General features: G+C 35.1%; 17 protein-coding genes. 14 read left to right on the top strand and 3 right to left on the bottom strand.

All coding sequences use genetic code 11. The features are described 5' to 3' along the window. The first annotated feature begins 178 nt into the window (after positions 1–178). The 6 genes from HN014_RS21560 to HN014_RS21535 all read left to right on the top strand — a co-directional run bounded on the left by HN014_RS21560 (position 179) and on the right by HN014_RS21535 (position 6,038). Positions 179–616: a hypothetical protein gene (locus tag HN014_RS21560; RefSeq protein ID WP_176030897.1), complete on the top strand. Its 438-nt coding sequence runs from the start codon at positions 179–181 to the stop codon at positions 614–616. A gap of 157 nt (positions 617–773) precedes the next feature. Beyond that, entirely contained in the window at positions 774–2,174 is a 1,401-nt protein-coding gene (locus HN014_RS21555) for a S41 family peptidase (protein WP_176030896.1), read from the top strand. Positions 2,175–2,356: 182 nt separating this feature from the next. After that, positions 2,357–3,064, top strand: a complete 708-nt coding sequence (locus tag HN014_RS21550) for a DNA alkylation repair protein (RefSeq protein ID WP_176030895.1) — start codon at positions 2,357–2,359, stop codon at positions 3,062–3,064. 127 nt (positions 3,065–3,191) lie between these two features. Beyond that, positions 3,192–4,103, top strand: a complete 912-nt coding sequence (locus tag HN014_RS21545; protein ID WP_176030894.1) for a GTP-binding protein — start codon at positions 3,192–3,194, stop codon at positions 4,101–4,103. 81 nt (positions 4,104–4,184) lie between these two features. Beyond that, complete coding sequence (locus HN014_RS21540; RefSeq protein WP_176030893.1) at positions 4,185–4,724, top strand: NADPH-dependent FMN reductase; 540 nt, start codon at positions 4,185–4,187, stop codon at positions 4,722–4,724. A 3-nt stretch (positions 4,725–4,727) separates the two neighbouring features. Next, positions 4,728–6,038 (top strand): anthranilate synthase component I family protein, encoded by a 1,311-nt coding sequence (locus HN014_RS21535; protein WP_176030892.1) that lies wholly within the window; start codon positions 4,728–4,730, stop codon positions 6,036–6,038. 4 nt (positions 6,039–6,042) lie between these two features. Here HN014_RS21535 and HN014_RS21530 read toward each other — a convergent pair whose 3' ends face one another. Next, complete coding sequence (locus tag HN014_RS21530; protein WP_176030891.1) at positions 6,043–6,747, bottom strand: hypothetical protein; 705 nt, start codon at positions 6,745–6,747, stop codon at positions 6,043–6,045. 157 nt (positions 6,748–6,904) lie between these two features. Between HN014_RS21530 and tilS the strand changes: the two genes are divergently transcribed. From tilS to HN014_RS21500, 6 genes are all read left to right on the top strand, one after another. Then, entirely contained in the window at positions 6,905–8,227 is a 1,323-nt protein-coding gene (gene tilS / locus HN014_RS21525) for a tRNA lysidine(34) synthetase TilS (RefSeq protein WP_176030890.1), read from the top strand. Continuing rightward, positions 8,224–10,251, top strand: coding sequence for a protein-disulfide reductase DsbD (locus HN014_RS21520; protein WP_176030889.1), 2,028 nt, complete (start codon positions 8,224–8,226; stop codon positions 10,249–10,251). The genes tilS and HN014_RS21520 overlap by 4 nt, the downstream gene beginning before the upstream one ends. A gap of 87 nt (positions 10,252–10,338) precedes the next feature. Then, on the top strand, positions 10,339–12,189 hold the full coding sequence (locus HN014_RS21515; protein ID WP_176030888.1) for a CocE/NonD family hydrolase: 1,851 nt from the start codon (positions 10,339–10,341) through the stop codon (positions 12,187–12,189). Positions 12,190–12,201: 12 nt separating this feature from the next. Beyond that, positions 12,202–14,052, top strand: coding sequence for a DUF885 family protein (locus tag HN014_RS21510; RefSeq protein ID WP_176030887.1), 1,851 nt, complete (start codon positions 12,202–12,204; stop codon positions 14,050–14,052). A 345-nt stretch (positions 14,053–14,397) separates the two neighbouring features. After that, on the top strand, positions 14,398–16,617 hold the full coding sequence (locus HN014_RS21505; protein ID WP_176030886.1) for a response regulator: 2,220 nt from the start codon (positions 14,398–14,400) through the stop codon (positions 16,615–16,617). A gap of 91 nt (positions 16,618–16,708) precedes the next feature. Then, positions 16,709–17,560: a CPBP family intramembrane glutamic endopeptidase gene (locus tag HN014_RS21500; RefSeq protein ID WP_176030885.1), complete on the top strand. Its 852-nt coding sequence runs from the start codon at positions 16,709–16,711 to the stop codon at positions 17,558–17,560. Positions 17,561–17,609: 49 nt separating this feature from the next. Here HN014_RS21500 and HN014_RS21495 read toward each other — a convergent pair whose 3' ends face one another. Further along, on the bottom strand, positions 17,610–18,902 hold the full coding sequence (locus tag HN014_RS21495) for an HlyD family secretion protein (RefSeq protein ID WP_176030884.1): 1,293 nt from the start codon (positions 18,900–18,902) through the stop codon (positions 17,610–17,612). A gap of 24 nt (positions 18,903–18,926) precedes the next feature. Next, positions 18,927–21,131, bottom strand: a complete 2,205-nt coding sequence (locus tag HN014_RS21490) for a peptidase domain-containing ABC transporter (RefSeq protein ID WP_176030883.1) — start codon at positions 21,129–21,131, stop codon at positions 18,927–18,929. Between the two features lie 678 nt (positions 21,132–21,809). Here HN014_RS21490 and pfkA point away from each other — a divergent pair. Then, on the top strand, positions 21,810–22,796 hold the full coding sequence (gene pfkA, locus HN014_RS21485) for a 6-phosphofructokinase (RefSeq protein ID WP_176030882.1): 987 nt from the start codon (positions 21,810–21,812) through the stop codon (positions 22,794–22,796). Positions 22,797–22,840: 44 nt separating this feature from the next. Beyond that, positions 22,841–23,842: a type I glyceraldehyde-3-phosphate dehydrogenase gene (gene gap, locus HN014_RS21480; protein WP_176030881.1), complete on the top strand. Its 1,002-nt coding sequence runs from the start codon at positions 22,841–22,843 to the stop codon at positions 23,840–23,842. Positions 23,843–23,870 lie beyond the last annotated feature (28 nt).

Raw genomic sequence — 23,870 nt, 5'->3', positions numbered from 1 at the left:
GATGCTCCAGACAACCTTTTTGATAAAAATTACGTCTAGATATATAACATGTAATAAGGTATGGTAGGCTCCTAATTTGTCCTAGTATCAGAGGTACCAAAAACTCACCTTAATGTGAAAAAATATATTTCAAACAAAAATCTCGGAACTTGTTCTGAGATTGTGTAACCTATGTCATATGGAATTGATTATAAAATACTTTCGCCCATCAACGGTATATAAAGGAGTTTGGCCCATAAAAGTATATGTATTGAAACTCTTTTTTTTATTGATGTTTTTACTGGTAGCAAAAGAAGCCTGGACAACATTGATTACCCATAAAGGAGATTGGAATCCAGAGGTAGCAGTAGCATGGTGTGCTATAGCAGCTTATACCACTTTATCTGGTTTAGGGATTATACATACCTTAAAAATGCTGCCAATCATGCTTTTTATGTATTTGTATAAAAGTCTTTGGTTATTTTTTGTAGCTTATCCTCTATGGAAAAACGGAACCCTCGCAGGAAGCGAAGCAGAAGATTGGACACAAACTTTTATGCTGATTGTGATTCCTGTAGCCTTTACTCCCTGGAGATATGTTTTTAAAACCTATGTATTGGGGAAAGATAAAGTATAGAGACTACATTAGCGATACTCCTTAGATTTAGTCTATAGTAACAATTGATCAGGTAATGACATATAATCATGTGGTTGGTAACCATAGAAGATGATATTTAAAAAAGATTCACTTCAGGAATAGTGTTACTATAGAAAAAGAATAAAATTAATAAATTATGAGAGGAGTAATCATTATACTTATAAGTATGTTTTGGTGGGGAAAGTTATTTGCGCAAATAACTTTTCAAAATACAATTTCTAAGACTGAGAAAATATATGGAGTCTCTAAATTCTGGAACGAAGTCAACTATAATTTCGTCTACTTTGATAAGGTTGATGAAAAAGCGTGGGAGTCAATGTATAAGTCATTACTCATGGAAGTACAGAATACTAAAACTGATTATGAGTATTATCGTTTATTGCAAAAATTTTGTGCAACACTAAAAGATGGACATACAAACATATGGCTTCCAAAAGGCATTAGAAATCATATTCTTAATGGAGAATTTGGAGACTATAAATTTTCTTTAAAAAATATTAATGGTAAAGCAATTATTACACAAATAAACTCGGATAAGAAGGAAGAAATACCCGTTGGGACCGAAATCATTGAAGTAAATGGATTACCAACGAGTGAATATATCCGTGCATTTGTAAAACCTTACATTGCTACCTCTACAAAACATATACTAGAAAATCAATCGGTAGCCGAGTTATTAAAAGCTCCAGAAGAAACGCTATTTAAACTAAACTTAAAAAAACCAAACAAGGAAAAAATATTTTTAGAGCTTCTTGTAAAGAAAGCCACTGATACTAAAATGTATCCACCAAAGAAAGTGAAAAGTTTACTAGACTTTAAATGGCTGAAAGGAGAAATAGCTTATGTGAGTTTAAATAGTTTTGGAGATCCAAAAATTGATTCGCTTTTCATTGCCCAATTACCGGAAATAAAGAAAGCTAAAAAACTTATTGTAGATATCAGAAATAATGGAGGAGGGAACACAAATATCGGAATGGAAATACTAAAGTATTTAACGAATGATAATGAGTTACAAAATGTCCAGTCATTAAGCAGATTACATGTGCCTACTTTCAAAGCATGGGGACTAGCGTATAATTTAAAAGCAAAAGATACCTTGCAAGGGTCTGAAGAAAATAGAAAGTTGATTCGTCAAGCATATTTAACAACAAAAGGAAGTTATTATCATAGATTCCCTTACTATACAACAGAAAATAAAATAGATATGTCCTCTCGTGTTGTCGTCCCTACTGCGATTTTGATAGGTAATAATACAGGGTCTTCTGCTGAGGATTTTTTAATTTCATCCGATAATCAGCAACATATGATCAAAATAGGAGAACCAACGTATGGAAGTACCGGTCAACCTATGTTATTTAATTTACCAGGAGGAGGTGTCGCTAGAATATGTACAAAAAAAGACACGTATCCAGATGGTCGAGAGTTTGTCGGATATGGAGTTCAGCCAGATATTTTGGTTAAAAAAACATATGAAGATTATATATTTGATAAAGACCCTGTTTTAGAGAGAGCTGTTGAATATTTAAATAAAGGTTGATTTTTTTTATACGTAAAATGCTTTGTTGGCTACTATAGCACTCTAATCAAACAGCTCGACTATGGAGAAAAAAACTTAATCGATATAATTCTTTTAAAATTAATACGAAAGAGGAGTAATGCCGTGTTTTGAAAATAGAAAATACAATAGATAACAAGAGACTTAATTAAAAACAAAAATTCGTGACATATAATGAAATTATAGAACATCTGTATGAGTTACAAGATCCCGAAAAAGTGGTTTTTAAAGAAAAGAAATTCGGTATTGTGTCTAATAACTCTTTAGGGATATACCATAAAGAGTTAAAAGAGATTGCCAGAGAAATAGGTAGAGATAACAAGCTGGCGCTACAATTGTTTGATAGTGGGATTTATGAAGCCAGGCTTCTATGTAGTAAATTATTTACTCCAAAAGATGTAACAGAACCATTGATGGAGAAGTGGGTGAAAACTTTCGAAAACTGGGAAATCTGTGATAGCTTTTCTATGGGGCTTTTTGCCAAAAGTGAATGGGCACTTACTAAAATTTTAGAATGGAGTGAAAGAACTCCGGAATTTGAAAAAAGGGCTGGTTTTGCTACTATGGCAGCGTATTGTATGGCAGATAAAAAGTCCGGGAATGAATTATTCGAACAGTTTTTTCCTCTCATTGAGCGAGAAGCTGATGATGAAAGGTTGTATGTAAAAAAAGCGGTCAATTGGGCCCTGAGAAATATAGGGAAACGGAATGTAGATTTGAATAAGCAAGCCATTGAAGTAGCTAATACCTTAATAAAATCGACTACCCCCACTGCAAAATGGATTGCTAAGAATGCACTGAATGAACTACAAAAAAGACCCATACGCATGTCAGACTACCCAAGAGCGATTTACAGAAATCCCAATACCTGATATTGGTTTTGTTCTTAATAATTTATATGCTTTTTTAATATCGACTAGGTGAAGCGTTTAATAAAGGAAATATAGCTAAGGTTTCTAACAAGATTCTTACTAGCTTTGTATTCTTTTTATAAAAAATATGGAAGCTATTATTACAGTTGTGGGGTTTTTAGGAGCAGGTAAAACAACCTTGCTGCGATATTTGATGACCAATTTTATTGAAAAATCCTGGCAGCCTTATATTATTCTCAATGATTATGAAAATGCCCATTTGGATGCTCAGCAGTTTGCAGAACAAATTGAACCAAAATGGGTGAATGCTCTTACAGGAAGCTGTATTTGTTGTAGTGGGATTAATGAGCTTAGGAATTTAGTGAATAGAATCCCAGAACGAACCAATGGCGTTACACTCATAGAGGCAAATGGAACCTCAGATGCATGTGCTCTTATGGAGTTTTTGGGGGTAGGATTACAGGAACGTTTTTTACCTCCTATACAGGTATCTGTGGTAGATGTAAAGAATTGGCAACAGCGAGGAGAGCATAATGAACTGGAAGCAAATCAAGTTCAGGTATCTTCCCTGATTGTTCTGACACATCTGGAAAAAACAAGTAAACAAAGGCAGGATATCGTGATCAAAGAACTGGAGTCTCTTGCCCCTATGGCAACAATAATTCCTATGGAGGCACTGGAGGTTTTATTACTACCTGAACTCCTGCCATCAACAGCCACCCCAACAAAGTTAGTGCATCAAAAAGCACATTGGTCCTCCTGTTCGGCAGATGTGCCAGTGTTACCAGGAATAGCGAGTATTTATTCGATTTGCAATGCCTTGCCTTCACATATATTGCGAGTGAAGGGGTGTGTGCAGATTAATAATGAAAAAGGATACACATATTTTGAACGAAAACCAGACGGAGAAATACATATCAGACCTTTTAATGGAATTCCTGTTACAGGAACTAAGTTACTCACCATAGGTCCCGGGAGTACCCCATCTCTGCTCGAAGAGGCAATCCAAATGAGTTTGGAGACTATGGATGCTTCTTGATATTAATACTGTCCTCAAGTCAAGTTCACAGAAAATATCGTTTAAAAAACAAGCCTTATCTTTGAGATAATCAATAGATATATGAAAAACATGTTAGCATTTTCCGGCTCTAATAACAGCCAGTCAATCAACCATCAGTTAGTGGAGTTTGTAGTGAGAGAATTAGGGATAGAAGGAACCAAAATTATTAGTTTACTACAGTATGAGATGCCTATGTATAGTGAAGATTATGAAAGAAAGAATGGGCTTCCAGGAATGGCATTGGCACTACGACAGGAAATCTCCGAAGCTACTTATTTAATTATATCAGTTAATGAACATAATGGTACGTTAAGTGCTTTTTTCAAAAATGTAATCGATTGGTTGTCCAGAGTAGATCGCAATTTTCTGGCAGGAAAAAAGATATTATTGATGAGTACTTCTCCGGGGCAAAGAGGAGGAACAGGTGCATTAGAAACCTGTAAGCAGCTATTGCCCAGATTCGGAGGTGAGATTATAGAACATTTTAGTTTTCCTTCGTTTTATGCAAACTACGATACCGAATCAAAGCAACTTACTGATGAAATGATTTTATTGGGATTAAGGGAAGTTCTCACTACTTTTGCTCAACAAATTAACTAAGCAGTGCGTAGTATTAAAAGCTATACATTAGAAGATGTAGATAATTTTAAAGAACAATTACTTTATTGGGCGCAACAGTTTGATGAGATAGTCTGGTTGGATTCGAATCAATATGCACAGCAATACGGTAGTTATGATGCCGTATTAGCAGTAGATGCTTTTACATCCATAAAAACAGATGATCAGGGAGCCTTTGATAAACTAAAAGAGTATCAGGGGATTACCTCTGATTGGATTTTTGGGTGCTTATCATACGATCTTAAAAATGATACAGAGTTACTATCCTCTAAAAATACAGATTATCTTTATTTTCCTGAGTTATTCTTCTTTCAGCCCAAACGATTGTACTTTATCAGAGGTAATGAAGTGACTATGTCGTACCTTAGAATGGCGGAAGATGAGATGGAAACAGACTTTTCTGAGGTATGTGCAATTAGTAAAGAAACGATAGATAACAATACTACTTCCAGTTGTGAACGAATAAAAATACGCCTTAGGATTACCAAAGATGTATATAAAGAGAAAGTGGAGACCATGTTGGAGCATATCCATCGTGGTGATATATACGAGGCAAATTTCTGCCAGGAATTTTACGCAGAGAACAGCTGTATCAATCCATTGGATACATACAGACGATTAAATGCGATTTCAGCACCACCTTTTGCTACTTATTTCCGAATGGGAAGTAACTATTTATTGTCGGCTTCTCCGGAGCGATACCTGAGAAAAGAAGGACAAAAAATTATTTCACAGCCGATAAAAGGAACTGCTAAGCGATCAGCAGATAAGGAAGAAGATATGCAGTTGATAACACAACTGAAAAACGATCCTAAAGAACGATCAGAAAATGTGATGATTGTCGATCTGGTACGAAATGATCTTTCCCGGACAGCAACAAAAGGAAGCGTTCAGGTAGAAGAATTGTGCAAGATATATAGCTTTGAACAGGTACATCAAATGATTTCTACAGTGGTATCAGAAGTATCACCTTCGATTTCTCCTGTCGATGTGATCAGAACGACCTTTCCTATGGGAAGTATGACAGGGGCACCTAAAATATCTGCTATGGAAATCATTGAGAAATTAGAAAGTGCAAAAAGAGGACTGTACAGTGGATCTGTGGGATATTTTAGCCCCGAAGGAGATTTTGATTTTAATGTGATTATTCGCAGTATTCTTTATAATGAGGCAGCTGCTTACATTTCATACACGGTAGGAGGAGCTATCACGGCAAAATCAACTCCTGAAAAAGAATATGAAGAATGTCTGATCAAAGCAAAAGCAATGCGGGAAGTGTTGGAATCATCGAATTAAAATACTAAACCAGATGTTTTCTGAAACTTTTTCGGATATGGATAATGGTTTCTTTAATTTCAATAGCTGTTGTATTCATAACAATAGCGATCTCTTCGAAATTTAATTTTCCAAATATGAATAGATCTACAATTTTAGAAGTTTCCAGAGGCAACCAGCTGTAAAAATGGCCCAGTAATTTCTGTTTGATAGGTACAGTAGAGGCTTCAGGTTCAATAATACTTAGCATAAGAGAATCTGTATCGTCATAAACAAAAGACTGTTTGGTATCCGGTTTTTGACGGTAGCAAATATCGTTGAGTTCTTCATCCATGATTAGATGCTTATCACTGTCAGAGGTAAAGCACTCTTCTAATTTTTGCAATTCATTTTTTAGTAGAAAACTGGTACTGATGTTTTGCTGATGCCACCCTTCTTTGGCATAGAGTTCATCTAGCAAGATGCCGCTAATTCGGAATAACTTTAGTTCTAAAGAGAGTTGGTCAATTAGACTGATGTCTGCAGTACTTTCATGAAGAAGAAGAAGAGCCTCATCAATAATATCGTCAGCACAATACATATTTCTGGGAAGAATCCCGGTACTTTCTGCAATATAAAGACGATGTTTCACATAGGGGGTTAAGTGAGGAAGAATCGCTAAAAGCTTCTTATTAAACCCAAATTCGTTCTTAGCCAGCGAATTTTTCTGGCGTTCCATTTGTTCATTCATAATCATGCAGGTTTTAAGGGGAATCTAAAAATAGTGAAAATTAGGCAATTATACTATGTTTGGAAGAGGAATTTAGTACGTTGCCATGCTTCAGATTGCTATCGCTTGACAAAATCGTATCTTTGGGAACCATATCATATCTAAAATTAAGAGTTCATTGTTATTACGATTCAAAAATCATATCGATAAAACCCTTCCTTTTTTTAAAAAACAAAAAGTGATCATTGCCTGTAGTGGGGGATTGGATAGTATGGTATTAACATCACTGTGTAATCAGTTGCATATTGATATAGCTCTTGCTCATTGTAATTTTAAATTGAGAGGGGATGAAAGTGATGTCGATGAATTGTTTGTAGAAAATAATGCTACTCGATTAGATATTCCATTTTTTTCTACTTCTTTTGATACAGAGTACTATGCCAGAGAACAAAAAGTTTCCATACAGATGGCAGCCAGAGCATTGCGATACGAATGGTTTGAAACTTTAATTAAAGGCACAAAATATACCTGGGTAGCTACAGCACATCATGCTGATGATTCTCTGGAAACTTTTTTGATAAACTTATCCAGAGGAACTGGGATCGATGGACTTACAGGAATTCCTGCTATAAATGGAGTGTATGTTCGTCCATTATTGCCTTTTTCCAGAGAGGAAATTCATCAATATGCTACTACTAATAAACTTCAGTGGAGAGAAGATAGTAGTAATGCCAGTACTAAATACATCCGAAATAAACTAAGACATGATGTAATTCCACAGCTCAAAGAGATACAACCACAATTATTACAGAATGTAGAGAAAACACTTGGATACTTGCAACAAAGCAGTGCATTTATAAAAGATCAGGTAGCAGGAATCAGAGAACAGTTATTTGTATACGAAGATACAGGTGTGATAAAAGTACCGGTAGCCCCCTTTTTACTAATGGAAAACCCCAAAAGTTATCTGTATTTTTTATTTAAAGAATATGGATTTACTTCCTGGGATGATGTAGTAGGAATGCTATCTTCTCAATCAGGAAAACAACTGTTTTCAGAAACACATCGATTGCTAAAAAACAGAGACAACTTATTAATAACGCCCATACAAAGGCAAGTAGCCAATAAAACATATCAAATTCCCGAAGAAGAAAGGGTCGTGATGATTGATTCGGGAACATTGCGTTTTGAGGAAGTTAAGGAAATTGATAAAACAGCCCTAAATACAGTCTACCTTGATAAAGAAAAGTTAAAATATCCATTAATTGTAAGAAAATGGAAAGAAGGCGACTATTTTTATCCCTTGGGAATGAGAGGGAAGAAGAAGCTGAGTAAATATTTTAAAGATGAAAAATTATCTTTAATAGAAAAAGAACATGTTTGGTTATTGTGTTCAGGGTCAGAAGAAGAAATCGTCTGGGTAGTGAATTACAGAGCTGATCATAGGTTTAGAATAACATCTCAAACAAAACAAATACTAAAAATAACAATACGCTTATGAGGTTTTTATTACTCCTGACTTTTGTGTTTATCTCCCACCTGGGAATTGGACAAATACATGATCCGGTGATTTGGAATGCTGCTGTAGAAAAAGAAAATGACTCTATATACAGTCTGGTTTTTTCTGGAGATATAGAAAGAGAATGGCATGTATATTCGCAGCAAGGCTATCCGGAAGATGCAATAGCGCCAATCCCACTTTCTTTTGTGTATCCAAAAGAAGAAGGTTTCACAAGAATAGGAAAAGCATCGGAAAGCAAAACAAAGACTTCGTACAATGAGGTTTTTGAGCTTGATGAAACGTATTTTGAGATAGAAGCGATATTGACGCAAAAAATAAAAGTAACTGATAAAAACCTACGCTATATAAAAGCAGAGATAGAGTATCAGGTATGCAAAGAAGTGTGTATTAACGAGAACAGGTATTTTCTGTTTGATCTCGTTGCTCTAAAAGGGCGTGTGATAAAAGCAGCTGAATATGAATCTTCGGAAATTAAAGAAGAAGCCCCCAAGGAGATAAAAACAAGCTCATTGCCGTTTTCTTCCAATCAAGGTACTGGAGCAGAAAAAGACAAAGTTGAAACAACTGAAAAAAGCTCGAAAAAAGGATTGTGGAGTATCTTTTTTATTGCCTTCTTTTCTGGGTTTGCTGCTTTGTTGACACCATGTGTTTTTCCAATGATACCAATGACAGTTAGTTTTTTTACGAAGCAAAGTAAAAATAGAGCTGTAGGAATTCGAAATGCCTTATTGTATGGATTGTTTATTATTGTTATTTATGTAGCATTAGGATCTGTAGTTACCGGAATTTTTGGAGCAGATGCCTTGAATGCATTGTCCACCAATGTTTGGTTTAATCTTATATTTTTTGCCTTATTAGTCATTTTTGCAATTTCCTTTTTAGGAGCATTTGAAATCATGTTGCCTAATTCTTGGGCAAATAAAGTAGACCGACAAGCCGATAGAGGAGGGATGGTAGGAATTTTCTTTATGGCATTGGCATTGGCGATTGTTTCTTTTTCTTGCACAGGACCTATTGTAGGAACACTTCTCGTAGAATCTGCTTCTAAGGGAGGAGTCGCTCCAATTATGGGAATGCTGGGGTTTTCTCTGGCGATCGCATTGCCCTTTGCATTATTTGCATTGTTTCCGGGATGGCTTAATTCACTTCCCAAAAGCGGAGGATGGCTTAATACAGTAAAAGTATTTTTAGGGTTTTTAGAGTTGGCATTCGCTTTTAAGTTTTTATCTAATGCTGATTTAGTGTTACAATTACACTGGCTGGAAAGAGAAGTGTTTTTAGCTATTTGGATAGCGATATTCGGAGTGTTGGGGCTGTACTTATTAGGAAAGATTCAATTGCCGCATGATTCTCCCATAGAACGGATATCGGTAGGGAGATTATTATTAGCGATACTAACATTGACATTTACAATATACCTTATTCCGGGATTATGGGGAGCACCTCTTAAGTTAATCAGTGGTTTTCCTCCTCCTTTGAGCTATAGTGAATCACCCTATGGAGTAGGAAGTTCAAAAGGAAGTGCAGTGCTTAGTGGAGTTCCTCTGCCAGAAGGCGCAAAATACGGAGAACACGATATCATAACTTTTACAGATTATGATAAGGGATTGGCTTATGCAAAAAAAGTAAACAAACCTGTATTGATTGATTTTACAGGCTATGCCTGTGTCAATTGCAGAAAGATGGAAGAAAACGTTTGGGTGCAACCGAAAGTATTAAAACTACTGAGTTGTGATGTCGTAATGATTTCTCTTTACGTAGATTATAAAAAAGAATTACCAAAAGATGAACAATACATATCAGAGACAACCGGCAAAAAGATAAAAACAATAGGGAATAAATGGAGTGATTTCCAGATTCGAAAGTATAAAGCAAATGCACAGCCATATTATGTATTAACGGATCTTGAGGAAAACAACCTGAATGACCCTATAGGATATACATCAGATGCAGCAGTGTTTTTAGATTGGCTAGAAAACGGCATCAAGAAGTATCCTAAATAAACGTTCTATTTGTTAAAATCTCCTTAATAAGAAGGTTCTTGTCGTACCATTTTTTTTATCTTCCGACATAATCAATAATGCATATCGATGAGAACCATTACCAGCAAACTGGTATCAGCTTTGTTTCTGATAATCAGTATCACAGCTTATTCACAGGATAAAGCTACGTACCAAGTAAAAGACAATTACACTAAATTAGAAGTGGATATTGTCATGAGGGATGGAGTGAAACTTCATACTACTATCTATTCTCCTAAAGACACTAGTAAAAAATATCCAATTTTGATGACACGAACTCCATATAGTTCCAGACCATATGGAAAAGATCAGTTTCGATCAAAAATAGGACCGAATGAATTCCTGATGAAAGAAGGAAATATCATCGTATACCAGGATGTAAGAGGAAGATGGATGAGTGAGGGAGTGTATGATAATATGAGAGCGTATATCCCTAACAAAAAGGGGAAGCAGTTTGATGAAGCGAGTGATACGTATGATACGATAGACTGGTTAGTGAAAAATGTAGAAAATAACAATGGTCGAGTAGGAATATGGGGAATTTCATATCCTGGATTTTATGCGACGTATTCTTTACTAGATGCACATCCCTCTTTAAAAGCAGTTTCTCCTCAGGCGTGTATTGGAGATTTCTTTTTTGATGATTTCCATCATAATGGAGCGTATTTACTTAGTTATTGGAAAATAACACCTCTGTTTGGACATGAGAAAACAAAACCGGTACAAGAGGCATGGTATACGTTGCCAGATATAAAAACAAAGGATCAATATCAGTTTTTCCTGGATGCAGGTCCCTTGACCAATCTGGAAAAACATTATGAACCGAATAATGTTTTCTGGAATCAGATAAAAGAACATCCTAATTATGATGATTTTTGGCAAAAAAGAGGAATTATCCAGCATTTGAAAGATATTAAGCCAGCAGTAATGGTAGTTGGAGGGCTTTTTGATGCAGAAGATTTGTACGGTCCTTTCGAGACCTATAAAAATATAGAGAAGAAAAGTTCGAATTATAATACCATGGTTTTCGGACCTTGGAGTCATGGAGATTGGGCAAGGAACAAAAAGAGACAAGCAATAGGAAATGTCTATTTTGGAGATGACCTATCGCTGAATTATCAAAAAAATGTAGAAACAAAATTCTTTAATCACTTTCTGAAAGGCGATGGAAGCCATAACACTGGATTACCTGAGATTCAAATTTATGATACAGGAAAAAAAGAATGGAATACTTTTGATGTATGGCCTCCAAAAAATACAGAGAAAAAGACATTTTATTTGACAGCAGAAGGAAACTTAGGAGCTACTGCAGGAACTACACCTGCTGAGTTTATAAGTGATCCAGCTAAACCTGTTCCATATACTGAGGATATAAAAGTAGTGTTTACTCCCAGAAAATATATGACAGATGATCAACGATTTGCTGCGAGAAGACCAGATGTATTGGTATATGAAACTCCAGTTATGGAAGAAGATATGACCCTGTCCGGAGATATCCTGGCTAAACTACAGGTAGCAACAACAGGAACAGATGCAGACTGGGTTGTAAAAGTAATTGATGTATATCCTCCGGATGCCAAGGATACGGAAGAAACACAAGAATACCTGAAAATGTCTAATTACCATTTAATGGTTAGAAGTGAAGTGATGAGAGGTCGCTTTAGAAATGATTTTAGTAAGCCGGAACCTTTTGTCCCGAATAAAAAAACAGCAGTGACTGTAAAATTACAAGATGTCCATCATACCATAAAAAAAGGTCATAAATTACAGATACAGGTTCAAAGTACTTGGTTCCCATTAATTGACCGGAATCCACAGACATTTGTACCGAATATCTTCAAAGCAAAAGCATCAGACTATACTAAACAAACACATCGTGTATATTCTGATTCTTCCATAGAATTTTCTGTTTTAAAATAATTCCACGTAGATATGATTATCAGACAAATAATAAATAAAGGAGTTCCTGTTCTATGTGCTCTGATTGTTTTAGGAAGTTGCAAAAAAGAAGAAAAAAAAGAAACAACTCCTTCTCAGGAGGAGATAGCAGCTTATTCTAAAAAAATGAATGATTGGTTTGAAGAGACATTTCAGGAAGATGTAGCTGAATCACCAATGTGGCAGGCTTATTTGGGGATTAAGACAGAAGATTATGGAAAGTGGGATGATATCTCACCGGTAAAAGAAGCCAAAGATCACGAAAAAGCCCAAAAACAATTAGCGTATCTTCAGGATTCAATAAAAGTAGAAAAACTCAATAAGGAGACACAATTGAGTTATAAGCTAAAGAAAGAAAATTTAGAAAATGAGATAGCGGATTATAAATACAGATTGTATAATTATCCAGTGAATCAAATGCATGGAATGCATGCAGAGTTACCTGCTTTCCTTATCAATATGCATCGTGTAGAGACGGTAAAAGATGCAGAAGCCTATATTGCTAGATTGCATGGGATGAAGCCATTATTTACACAATTGGAAAACAATTTAGATGATCGGGAAGCAAAAGGGATTCTTCCTCCGAAATTTGTATTTGATAAGGTGCTAGATGATTGCCGTAATATTATAAAAGGAGTTCCGTTTGATGCTTCTGGAGAAGAAAGTGCTTTGTATGCAGACTTCAAAAAGAAGATAGGCACACTGGAAATAACAGAAGAAGAAAAAAAACGTCTGGAAGAGGAAGCGAAAAAAGGATTGCTGGAAGGAGTACAGCCAGCTTATAGACATTTGATAGTATTTTTGGAAGATCAACAGAAGAGGGCTACCACAGAGGATGGAGTCTGGAAATTTCCTGATGGAACGGCTTTTTATAATCAAGCTTTACAACGTACAACGACGACAAAAATGACAGCAGAAGAAATCCATGCTTTAGGACTGTCTGAAGTTGCTCGTATTCATGATGAAATGAGAGCGATTATGAAGAAAGTAGGTTTTAAAGGAAATCTACAGGAGTTCTTTGTTTTTATGAAAGAAGATGCACAGTTTTACTATCCGAATTCAGCAGCAGGAAAAAAAGAATACCTGGAACAGGCAGTGGCACTAATTGACACGATGAAGTCAAAATTAGATGATTTATTTATGACCAAGCCCAAAGCAGATATTGTTGTAAAAGCTGTGGAGCCTTTTAGAGAAAAAAGTGCAGGAAAAGCATTTTATGAAAGTGGAACTCCGGATGGATCAAGACCTGGGATCTATTATGCAAATTTATACGATATGGAAGCAATGCCGAAGTATCAAATGGAGGCTCTGGCTTATCATGAGGGAATTCCGGGACATCATATGCAATTATCCATAGCCCGAGAACTGGAAAATATTCCGAAGTTTAGAAAGTTTGGAGGATACACAGCTTATATCGAAGGGTGGGGATTGTATAATGAATTCTTGCCAAAAGAAATAGGAATGTATAGCGATCCATATGCAGATTTTGGAAGATTAGCGATGGAACTATGGAGAGCATGCAGATTAGTAGTTGATACAGGGATTCATGCCAAAAAATGGACAAGAGAGGAAGGAATTACGTATTATGAAACCAATACGCCAAATGCGAAAAGTGACGCTGTAAAGATGGTTGAGAGGCATATTGTAATGGCTAGTCAGGCAACCGCTTATAAGATCGGAATGAATAAAATATTGGAGCTTAGAGAGCAAGCCAAAAAGCAGCTTGGAGCAGCATTTGATATCAGAGAGTTTCATGATGTAGTGCTCACCAATGGAGCACTTCCGCTGACAGTATTAGAAGAATTGGTGTTGGAATGGGTAAAAACAAAAGAAACAACTTCCTGATTACTTTTAAAAAGAATAGAAGAAACAAGGTGCAAAAAGAGGTCATTTTTATAAAAATGACCTCTTTTTTGTAGCTCATAAACTAGTGATTATAAGGGAATAAAAACACGAATTTTGTGGACTCTTAATGTTAATTTTACATACTTAGTTATTTATATGTCAAACTTTTATTGTATATTGAACAGGAGATCGTATGCTTTTAAACAACTAAATAGATCGTATTTAGGGGGGAAGAAAGATAAAGTATACCTAAGGGATGCATTATTTGACTAATGAATACACGTATGTGCTATATGTTGTTTTAATAATGTATAGTTTTTGTTAAGTTACTTTATATGAATCACGATGAAGCTTTATAGGTTTTTTATACGTTCCTTTCTGATTATCATTTCTTCGTCCTTGTCTGGTCAGACAACAACTAAGGAGCAGTTAAATAAAGTTAGCCAAAAAGCTTTTATGTTGATGCAGCAAGATGCATACTATGAGTCTTTTACACTTCTGGATTCTGTTATAGCAATCGCCCAAAGAAAACATTTTAAAGATATTGAAGCCAATACCTATAATCGATATGGATTAGCGTATGTGCAACTTAATCATTTTAAGAAAGCAGAAGAATTTTATCTCAAAGCGATGAAAATTAATGACTCCTTAAGTCATACAAAGATGCTATGTGATAATCTGGTTAATTTGGCACATGCCTATATGCTACAAAAGAACTATAAAAAATTAGATAGTTTTTTTCCTATAGTAAAACAAAAGGTAGCTGATCTAAAAAGACCAGAGATATTCTTTAATTACGAAACAGAGATCATGGCATCTTTTAACCGGGAACGTTTTGATCACGTTATCGAAGTAGCGAGAAAAGCACTGAAAGAAATCACTTTTCAAGAGTATCAGTCCTTCTTTACAGGAGATGATTATAAAAAAATATTGAAAAAACGATTTACTGTTACCTATCAGTTGTATTTAGGCTTTTCACTCATGGAAACCAAAAAGAATGTGCAAGAAGCATATCATTTATTGACGGCGTTGCAAAAAGAAAATCTGGAAAAAATTTTGTGGTTTAGCCCTAGAGTTTTTAAGAATAAATCACGATTGTATTATTATAAATCGAAATACTTCACTGCCAACCAGGATTCTGTAGCATATTATACCAGTAAGTCAAGAGAAAATAACCTCATAGCAATTAATATGCTGGAGGAAAAAACAAGTTCTCATAGTAAATACATTATAGAAAAAATAAAAACGGAAAAGAAAATAGAGCAGGTAAAACTATTATCTGATAAAGAAAAAAACCAGAAAGAAACAGCAAAGGTTATTTCTATTTTATCAGTATTGATAGGGATTCTCTCCGTGATATGTGCTTATTACTTTTATATATCAGGTAAGTATAGAAAGGAAAAAAATGTAGCATTGAGAGAAAAAAATAAACGTTTGATGGCACTGGATACACAACGAACTCGTTTTTTCTCTGTGGTAAGCCACGAATTGAGAACTCCAATCTATGCATTGACAGGTCTGACAGAAATGCTTAAGAATGAAAAGAATGCCACGATGGCAAAGAAGCATATTAGTGCTATAGAGTTTTCGGGGAATCAATTGTTATCCATTGCAGAAAATGTATTGCAGTATACCAAACTAAAAGTAGATTCTATTTCCTTGGAAAAAAATACAGTGGATATTGCTAGAGTGATAGAAACATTATGTCATTCTTTATCTTCAGAAGCTGCCAGAAGAAAAGTTACTATGCATACAGATTTCTCGGATATACAAGAACCGTTAGTGGTAATCGATAAGCGGGTTATTGTACAGATTATGTATAACCTGGTAACCAATGCGATTCGTTTTAGCGAAAAAGGAAATGTATGGGTGAGTGTAGAAGGGTATAAGAGTGATGAAGAAAATAAAACAATTCTTCATTTTATTATTAAAGATGATGGGGTAGGAATCCCTTATGAGAAACAAGAAGATATATTTAAGGATTACCGTACAACAGGAGGAGCAATTGACCCTAAAAAAGGAATCGGACTGGGATTGCAAATCGTAAAAAGACTCCTGAGATTGTATAATTCTGAGGTGAATCTAATCTCTGAAGAAGGTAAAGGAGCTACTTTTTCATTTTTTCTGACCTTGGAAAAAGGAAAAGAAGAAAACATAGAGAATCCAATTTCATTTTATAAAGAGCGATTGGCAAACAAAAGAATATTAAATGTTGATGATAATCAGCTTAACTTATTGATAACAAGTAAGGTGCTGAAGGATATTAAAGTCGAGTGTGATGTGGTAGATAATGGAGATGCAGCTATTAGTTTGGTGAAAAAAAATAACTATAATCTAATTCTGATGGATGTTAATATGCCGGGAAAAGACGGAAATGAGACCACCAAAGAAATTAGAAAGTTCAATAGTACTATACCGATTATTGCACTAACTGCTGTGGATCTAAAAGAAGTGCAGGAAACGGTATATTCTTCAGGAATGAATGATATTATTACGAAACCTTATAATACGGAACAGTTTTATGAGAAGATATGTGATTATATCATAAAAGCAGAAGAAGGATAACCTGTTTTTTTTGATAAGATAAGGATTGATACCCTTGGATTCTGTGTATTTATCTATTTTTGGACATAGAACACATAAACTTGTTTTTTTGATGAATGTAGGGCTTATTCTCACATATGGAAGCTTAGTTGGCAGTGTCCTTTTTGCAAGGTATCCATTGCTTGTTTTAAAGAGAGTACAACTTTGGCAATTAGTATTGGTTATCTCATTAGGAGCTGCGTTGGTATTCGGATATGCTACGAGTATAGCTATAGGGTATGGGGTTCTGTATGGAGGAATTATTTTTTGGTCTCAAAAAACAAAAAATACCTGGGTATTCATACTATCTCTGGTTGCAGCCATCCCGTTACTTTTTCATTTTTCGTTTACGGGTTTTCATAATTTTAAATACCTGGATGCTATTCGGATAACAGAAACATCCAGCCCGTATAGCCTTTATTTTAATCTGGATAAAACGCTTATTGCTGTATTTATATTAGGATTTTCAGGAAGAAAAAAAGAAATCTCCTGGAAGAGGGTTTTTAGTACAATACTTCCTGTTTTGGGATTGATGAGTACAGTGTTCATTGCTTTGGCATTAATGTTTGGATATGCTAAGTTCGAATGGAAGCTACCGTATTTTACCCCTGTGTGGATTCTGATTAATTTACTTTTTGTTTGCACAGCAGAAGAAGTACTTTTTAGAAAATGGATACAGACAAGGTTAGAAGATTCCATGCGATCAAAAAATAAGCATATTGTGGCAATTGCTATATCAGCGGTTTTATTTGGTCTTGCTCATTATACCGGGGGAGTACCCTATATTCTTTTATCCACAATAGCAGGATGTTTTTACGGATATGTATATTATAAAACAAAACGAATAGAGAGTGCTGTACTGCTTCATTTTTTGTTTAATCTATTACATTTTGTCCTGTTTTCGTATCCTTCATATACAGGCTGAAACCGAATTGGACATGCTTAAAGATCGAAGGAAGCCGAGATGTAGTTATTTATTGGTCCATTAATTTTTTAAACTGATAAAAGAATCGTTCGATAAGTCTCAGATCTTCTGTAATAATTTCAACAACACCACGCATCTCTTGTTTGAATTCAATTTCTCTGGAATAAGAAGTAACTAGTTTTTCGGGAAGTTGCACATCGATAAGGTATAAACCATCTTTATTAGGAAGCAAGGAGATATTCTTAACAGTGCCTTGAAGCATTCCAAATTCATTATCAGGATAATTTTCTAATTTGATATTGGCTTTTTGTCCTACTTTTATTTTTCCTGAATTCTGTGATGGAGCCTTTATTTTTGCCAGATAGGAAGAATGTTCTGATGGAATGATAATAAATACAAGATCACCAGAGGTTACCGTTTGATTTTCTGTCCAGAAATTGAGAAAAGAAACCCGTCCGTTGATATCGGATTTTAAGACATATTGTAATTCCCAATCTTTGATACTCTTTTTTAGCTGATCAAAAGACTGTAACACTTTTTTGAAAAGGTTGATTTCTTCTTTTCGTTTATTGATTTGCGTTCCTTTAGAAGTTTTATTGGCGTTACTGATGTTTTCTTTTATTTGCGACAGTTGTACATCGTTATTCTCATAGTTTCGCTTTGCTTGCAGGTGGTCCAACTCCTTATTTTCTAATGTTTGTGCAGAAATAACCCCTTTTTCAAATAACTTTTTTTGACGTTCTAATTCCCTGCGCTTGAAGTCCAACTCTGCTTTATTGATTCTCTTTTGCCCTTTTAAGCTCTCATACCTGCGATATAGTTCCGATAATGATACCTGGTTAGCAATTGCTTCATTGGAGAAAGGTTGTAATTCTTTGTTTAGCAAGTATTCCGAATAACTGTTTTCAAAAACAGCGAAAGTAGTTTCAATATCTCCCAAAAAGAGAACCGGTATCTTATCGATAGGGAAATTGAAATCGCTATTATTGAGTTTGATTGTATCTATAATTGATTTTAAAAGAAAGACATCTTTATAATTAGCTGTATTTCTGAGAATAGCTAATGGAGTGCCTTCAGATACGATCTGATTGTCTTTGACCAGAAGTGTTTCGATCTTCCCTGTAATTTTGGCATATTCTTTTTGTGGTGGGATTTGCGTAGTTATAATAGCTTCGGCAGGAATAACATCTGGATATTTGATTAGCCAGGATAAGAAGAAAACCAAGAGTAATAATACCAAGATAAGTGCATTTCCCCATCGGATCATCCAATGTGGGACTTTGGTAAGAATTTCCTGTACTTCTTCACTTCTCAGTTGTATGTCATCTAATTGATCCGGCATAAATTAATTTTGTATATAGCGTGATTAACTTCCTAGTTCTAACTGATTCTTAACTAGATTAAAATAACTTCCTTTCTTTTTTATAAGTGTTTGATGGTCGCCTATTTCTACAATAGCTCCATTGTCAATAACTACAATTTGATGTGCATTTTTTACGGTACTTAATCGATGAGCTATAACCATAACAGTTTTATTTTCGAAAAACTGATCTAGTTTTTTCATGATGATTTTTTCATTATTGGCATCCAATGCAGAAGTAGCCTCGTCAAAAAACAAGTATTTAGGGTTTTTGTAAACAGCGCGTGCTATGAATAATCGTTGTTTTTGTCCAGTACTAAGCCCTACACCTTCCATTCCTATTTTTGTATTGTACGATAGGGGTAGTGATTCTATAAAATCTTTAATGTTAGCTACATCAACAGCATGGGCTAATTTTTTCTTATCGATAAATTCTTCTCCAATAGCAATATTATTAGCAATAGTATCATTGAAGATATATCCTTCTTGCATCACGACTCCAAATTGATCTCTCCAGGCTTTTTGAGAGATATTAGAGAGGTCGTATGGACCGATAGAAATACGACCGTGATTTGGTTCATAGAACTTCAATAGTAGTTTCATTAAAGTTGTTTTTCCACTTCCGCTGACTCCTACAATGGCGGTGATTTTATTTGCCGGAATGGATAAGTTTAGGTTTTTTAACACCGCTTTATCTGAGCCGACGTATTTAAAATCAAGCTCCTCAATTTCAAACCCTATATCATCAGGAAGTTCATGAATTTTATCATCTCCAGGTTTTTCTTCATCTTCTTTATTGTGTATTTCCCCTAAGCGCTCCAGAGAGATTTGTGCATCCTGTAGTTCTCTCAGGAAATCAATCAATTGACTGATTGGGGCGTTGAGTTGCCCGACTATAGCTGTAATTGCGAGCATCATCCCCAGTGTAATTTCACCATCAATCACATATTTAGCAGATAGGACGGTGATAAGAATATTTTTTAACTCATTGATAAAAGATGATCCGACACTTTGATATTGTTCCAGCGCAAGCCCTTCTACCGATATTCTGAATAGTTTAGCCTGTACGAATTCCCAATTCCATCGCTTTCGCTTCTCGGCATTGTGCAATTTGATTTCCTGCATTCCATTGACTAACTCGATTACTTTGCTTTGTTCTTCACTAATTTGTGAAAAACGCTTATAATCTAACTGCTTTCGTTTCTTAAAGAAAATCAATATCCAGACAAAATATAAAATACTCCCAATAGCAAAAACACCAAAAATTGATAGACTGTAAAAAATAAGAACAATGCTAAAGACAATCAGATTGACAAGAGAGAAAAGTACGCTTAAGGACGACATGGTTAGAATTCGTTCTATACGTTTGTGATCGTTAATCCGTTGTAGTAAGTCTCCGGTCATTTTTACATCAAAATAAGAAATCGGAAGACTCATTAGTTTGATAAAAAAATCGGAAATCAGGGAGATGTTAATGCGTGTACTGAGATGCAATAAAATCCAGCTTCTCAGGATATCAATCAGTGTTCTACCTATAAATAAGGAAAGCATGGCAAAAAGCACCAGATATACAAAGTGAATATCCTGATTTTTAATTCCTACATCTACAATACTCTGAGTGAGGAAAGGAGTGACAAGCTGTAATAAACTACCTGCAATTAACCCTAAGATCAATTGAGTGATAAAAGACTTATACTTGATAAGGTATTTAGCTATAAATTTAAAACCGAAAGTTTCTTCAGATTCATCGAGTGTGTCATTATAAAACTTGGGAGAAGGTTCTAATAATAAAGCGATTCCTTCAATGGTTTCTTCTGTTGCATTTTTTCCGATCCAGAATTGAATGAATTCGTCCTGAGAATAGGTAATCAGTCCGTGGGCGGGATCCGAAATATAAAAAGAGCGTTCCCCTTTTCGGTTGACCTTAATCTTATATAAAACGACATAATGCACTTTATTCCAATGGAGGATGCAGGGGAGTGGGACTTCCTGTAATTGATGTAATGCAATTTTTACCCCCAAAGATCTGAAACCAATACTTTCTACAGCTTCACTTAAACCTAATAATGAACTTCCTTCTCGGGTGGTTTCACTTAAGTCCCGTAAACTTTGCGTGTTGATTGTTTTCCCGTAATGTTTTGCAATAATTTTGATACAAGTAGGACCGCAATCTTTTGATTCAGCTTGTTTGTAAAACGGAAATTTAGGCATTAAATGTTTTTATTAAGTTGATTTGGTGTGGGTATTCATTCTTACAAAGAAAAGTATTTTTTTTAATTTTAATACGGTTCTTGTTGATTAATACAATCCTCACTCCTTTTTAGGAAAAGATACGAAAGGAAGGGATTTGTTACCCAACTTCTTCGTGATTTTTAAAAAACAACGTTGAATCCTTGCTTTTTTTACGGCAAAAAAATACTACAGGAGTTAGTAAAACCTTATGATAACACGTAAAAAAAATGCCATAAAATGATTTTGGAAATTAATATTACTGATCTTTTCCGGTTTTCTGAATATCGTCTCTTTTTTCTGTAGTTTAGTTTCGAGAATTTAAAGCGTCTGTTTTGAAAAAAACGGTTGATAAAACCTTCCTTTTTTACAATGATAACCGGTTGATTTCTTAGGAAAAAAAAGACGGGATATAGTAGGATTACGATATGTGCAAAAAACTAAAAACACTGGTTTTATGAGGGTTGTTGTGTTTTTTGCAATGAAAAAACAGGAAATTAATAGTTTGAGAAGTGAATCCTGTTTTTTTATTGAAAAATAGTCAGTTAAATAGTTAAAAAAAAGGCAAATGCGTAATTGTTGTTGAATTTATCAACCGAAAACGTTTGAGTTTTTTTTCAGATTAGGTTATTATAATCAATAGCAATAGTTTTGGTTTCAATGACGAGAAAAGTTAAAAATATTGGAGTTTTGACCTCAGGAGGTGATGCTCCAGGAATGAATGCAGCCATACGATCCGTAGTAAGATCTTGTACGTATTACAATCTTCAATGTTTTGGTATTCATAAAGGGTATGAAGGATTGATAGAAGGTGATATACGTGAGTTAAATGCCCGATCTGTACGTAATATTATTAATAAAGGAGGTACGTTTTTAAAATCCGCCAGATCTCAGGAGTTTAGAACTCCGGAAGGGCGAAAAAAAGCGTATGATAATTTAGTGAAATACGGTATAGATGGCTTAGTCGTTATTGGCGGAGATGGAAGTTTTACCGGAGCCTTGAAACTCTCGGAGGAATATGGTTTCCCGGTGGTAGGAATACCAGGAACCATAGATAATGATATTAATGGAACGGATTATACCATTGGATATGATACGGCACTGAATACAGTAGTAGACGCCATTGATAAGATCAGAGATACAGCAAGTTCTCATAATCGTTTATTCCTTATTGAAGTAATGGGGAGAGATGCAGGAGATATTGCCCTGAATGCAGGAATAGGAGCAGGAGCAGAAGAAATTCTGATTCCCGAAGAAGATATGGGAGTTGACAGACTGATTGAATCGCTAAAAAGAAGTAAAAAATCAGGAAAGACCTCTAGTATAATTGTCGTTGCAGAAGGAGATAAATCCGGAAAAAATATTTTCGAATTAGGAGAATATGTAGAAGAACACTTAAAGGGATATGAAGTACGAGTTTCCGTACTAGGTCATATTCAGCGAGGAGGAGCTCCAAGTTGTTATGACAGGGTGCTGGCTAGTAAATTAGGTGTTGGAGCTGTAGAAGCACTGCTAGCAGGAAAAACCGAAGTGATGATTGGAGTTGTTCATAAAAATATTACAGAGGTACCCCTGCGAACAGCATTAGAGAAAAAGAAGTATAAGCACGATAAATTAATTAAGGTAGCTGATATTACTTCGATATAAAATTAACCACTATAATAAAAAAAACCACTTAAAAAACGTAAAGTATGAGTAAGTTGAAAATTGGTATTAACGGTTTTGGAAGAATAGGAAGAATTGCTTTTAGAATTGCTTCAAAACGAGAAGATGTAGAGATTGTGGCAATTAATGACTTGTTGAATGTAGAGCATTTAGCATATTTGTTACAATACGATTCTATTCATGGACGATTTGACGGAACCGTTACTGTAAAAAATGGAGATTTTTTGGTAAATGGAAAACCCATACGTGTTACTGCAGAGCGAAACCCAGAAGATATTAAGTGGGATGAAGCAGGAGTGGACGTGGTTATGGATTGTACTGGAATTTTTACAACTTTGGATAAAGCAAACGCACACTTAAAAGCTGGAGCTAAGAAGGTGGTGATTTCTGCTCCTTCTGCAGATGCGCCAATGTTTGTGATGGGAGTAAACCATCAAGATGTAAAACCAGAAGATACGATTGTATCTAATGCATCTTGTACAACAAACTGTTTGGCACCCTTAGCCAAAGTAATCGATGATAATTTTGGAATTGAAGAAGGATTAATGACGACGGTACATGCTGCTACAGCAACACAGGCGGTAGTAGATGCTCCTTCCAAGAAGGATTTTAGAGGAGGTCGTTCTGTCTTGAATAATATTATCCCTTCTTCTACAGGAGCTGCAAAGGCTGTTGGGAAGGTAATTCCTAAATTAAACGGTAAACTGACAGGAATGGCATTCAGAGTTCCTACGGGAGATGTATCTGTAGTTGACCTGACAGTAAAAACAGAGAAGTCTGTATCTTATGAAGAATTAAAGTCGGCAATCAAAAAAGCTTCTGAAAATGAATTAAAAGGAGTGCTGGCGTATACTGAAGAAGATGTAGTATCTCAGGATTTTGTTGGAGAATCTCATACATCTACATTTGATGCTAAAGCAGGAATAGCACTTAATGATAACTTTTTCAAGTTGGTAGCATGGTATGATAATGAATACGGATATTCATCAAAATTGGTTGATTTATCTGTACATGTTGGAAATATGTAATTAATAATTTGTTATATTACTCCGAGGT

This window comes from Aquimarina sp. TRL1 (assembly GCF_013365535.1).
In the GTDB taxonomy this organism is placed as follows: Bacteria; Bacteroidota; Bacteroidia; order Flavobacteriales; family Flavobacteriaceae; genus Aquimarina; species Aquimarina hainanensis.
The sequence above is the reverse complement of the archived record's forward strand: the minus strand, read 5'-3'. Positions and strand labels throughout refer to the sequence as shown.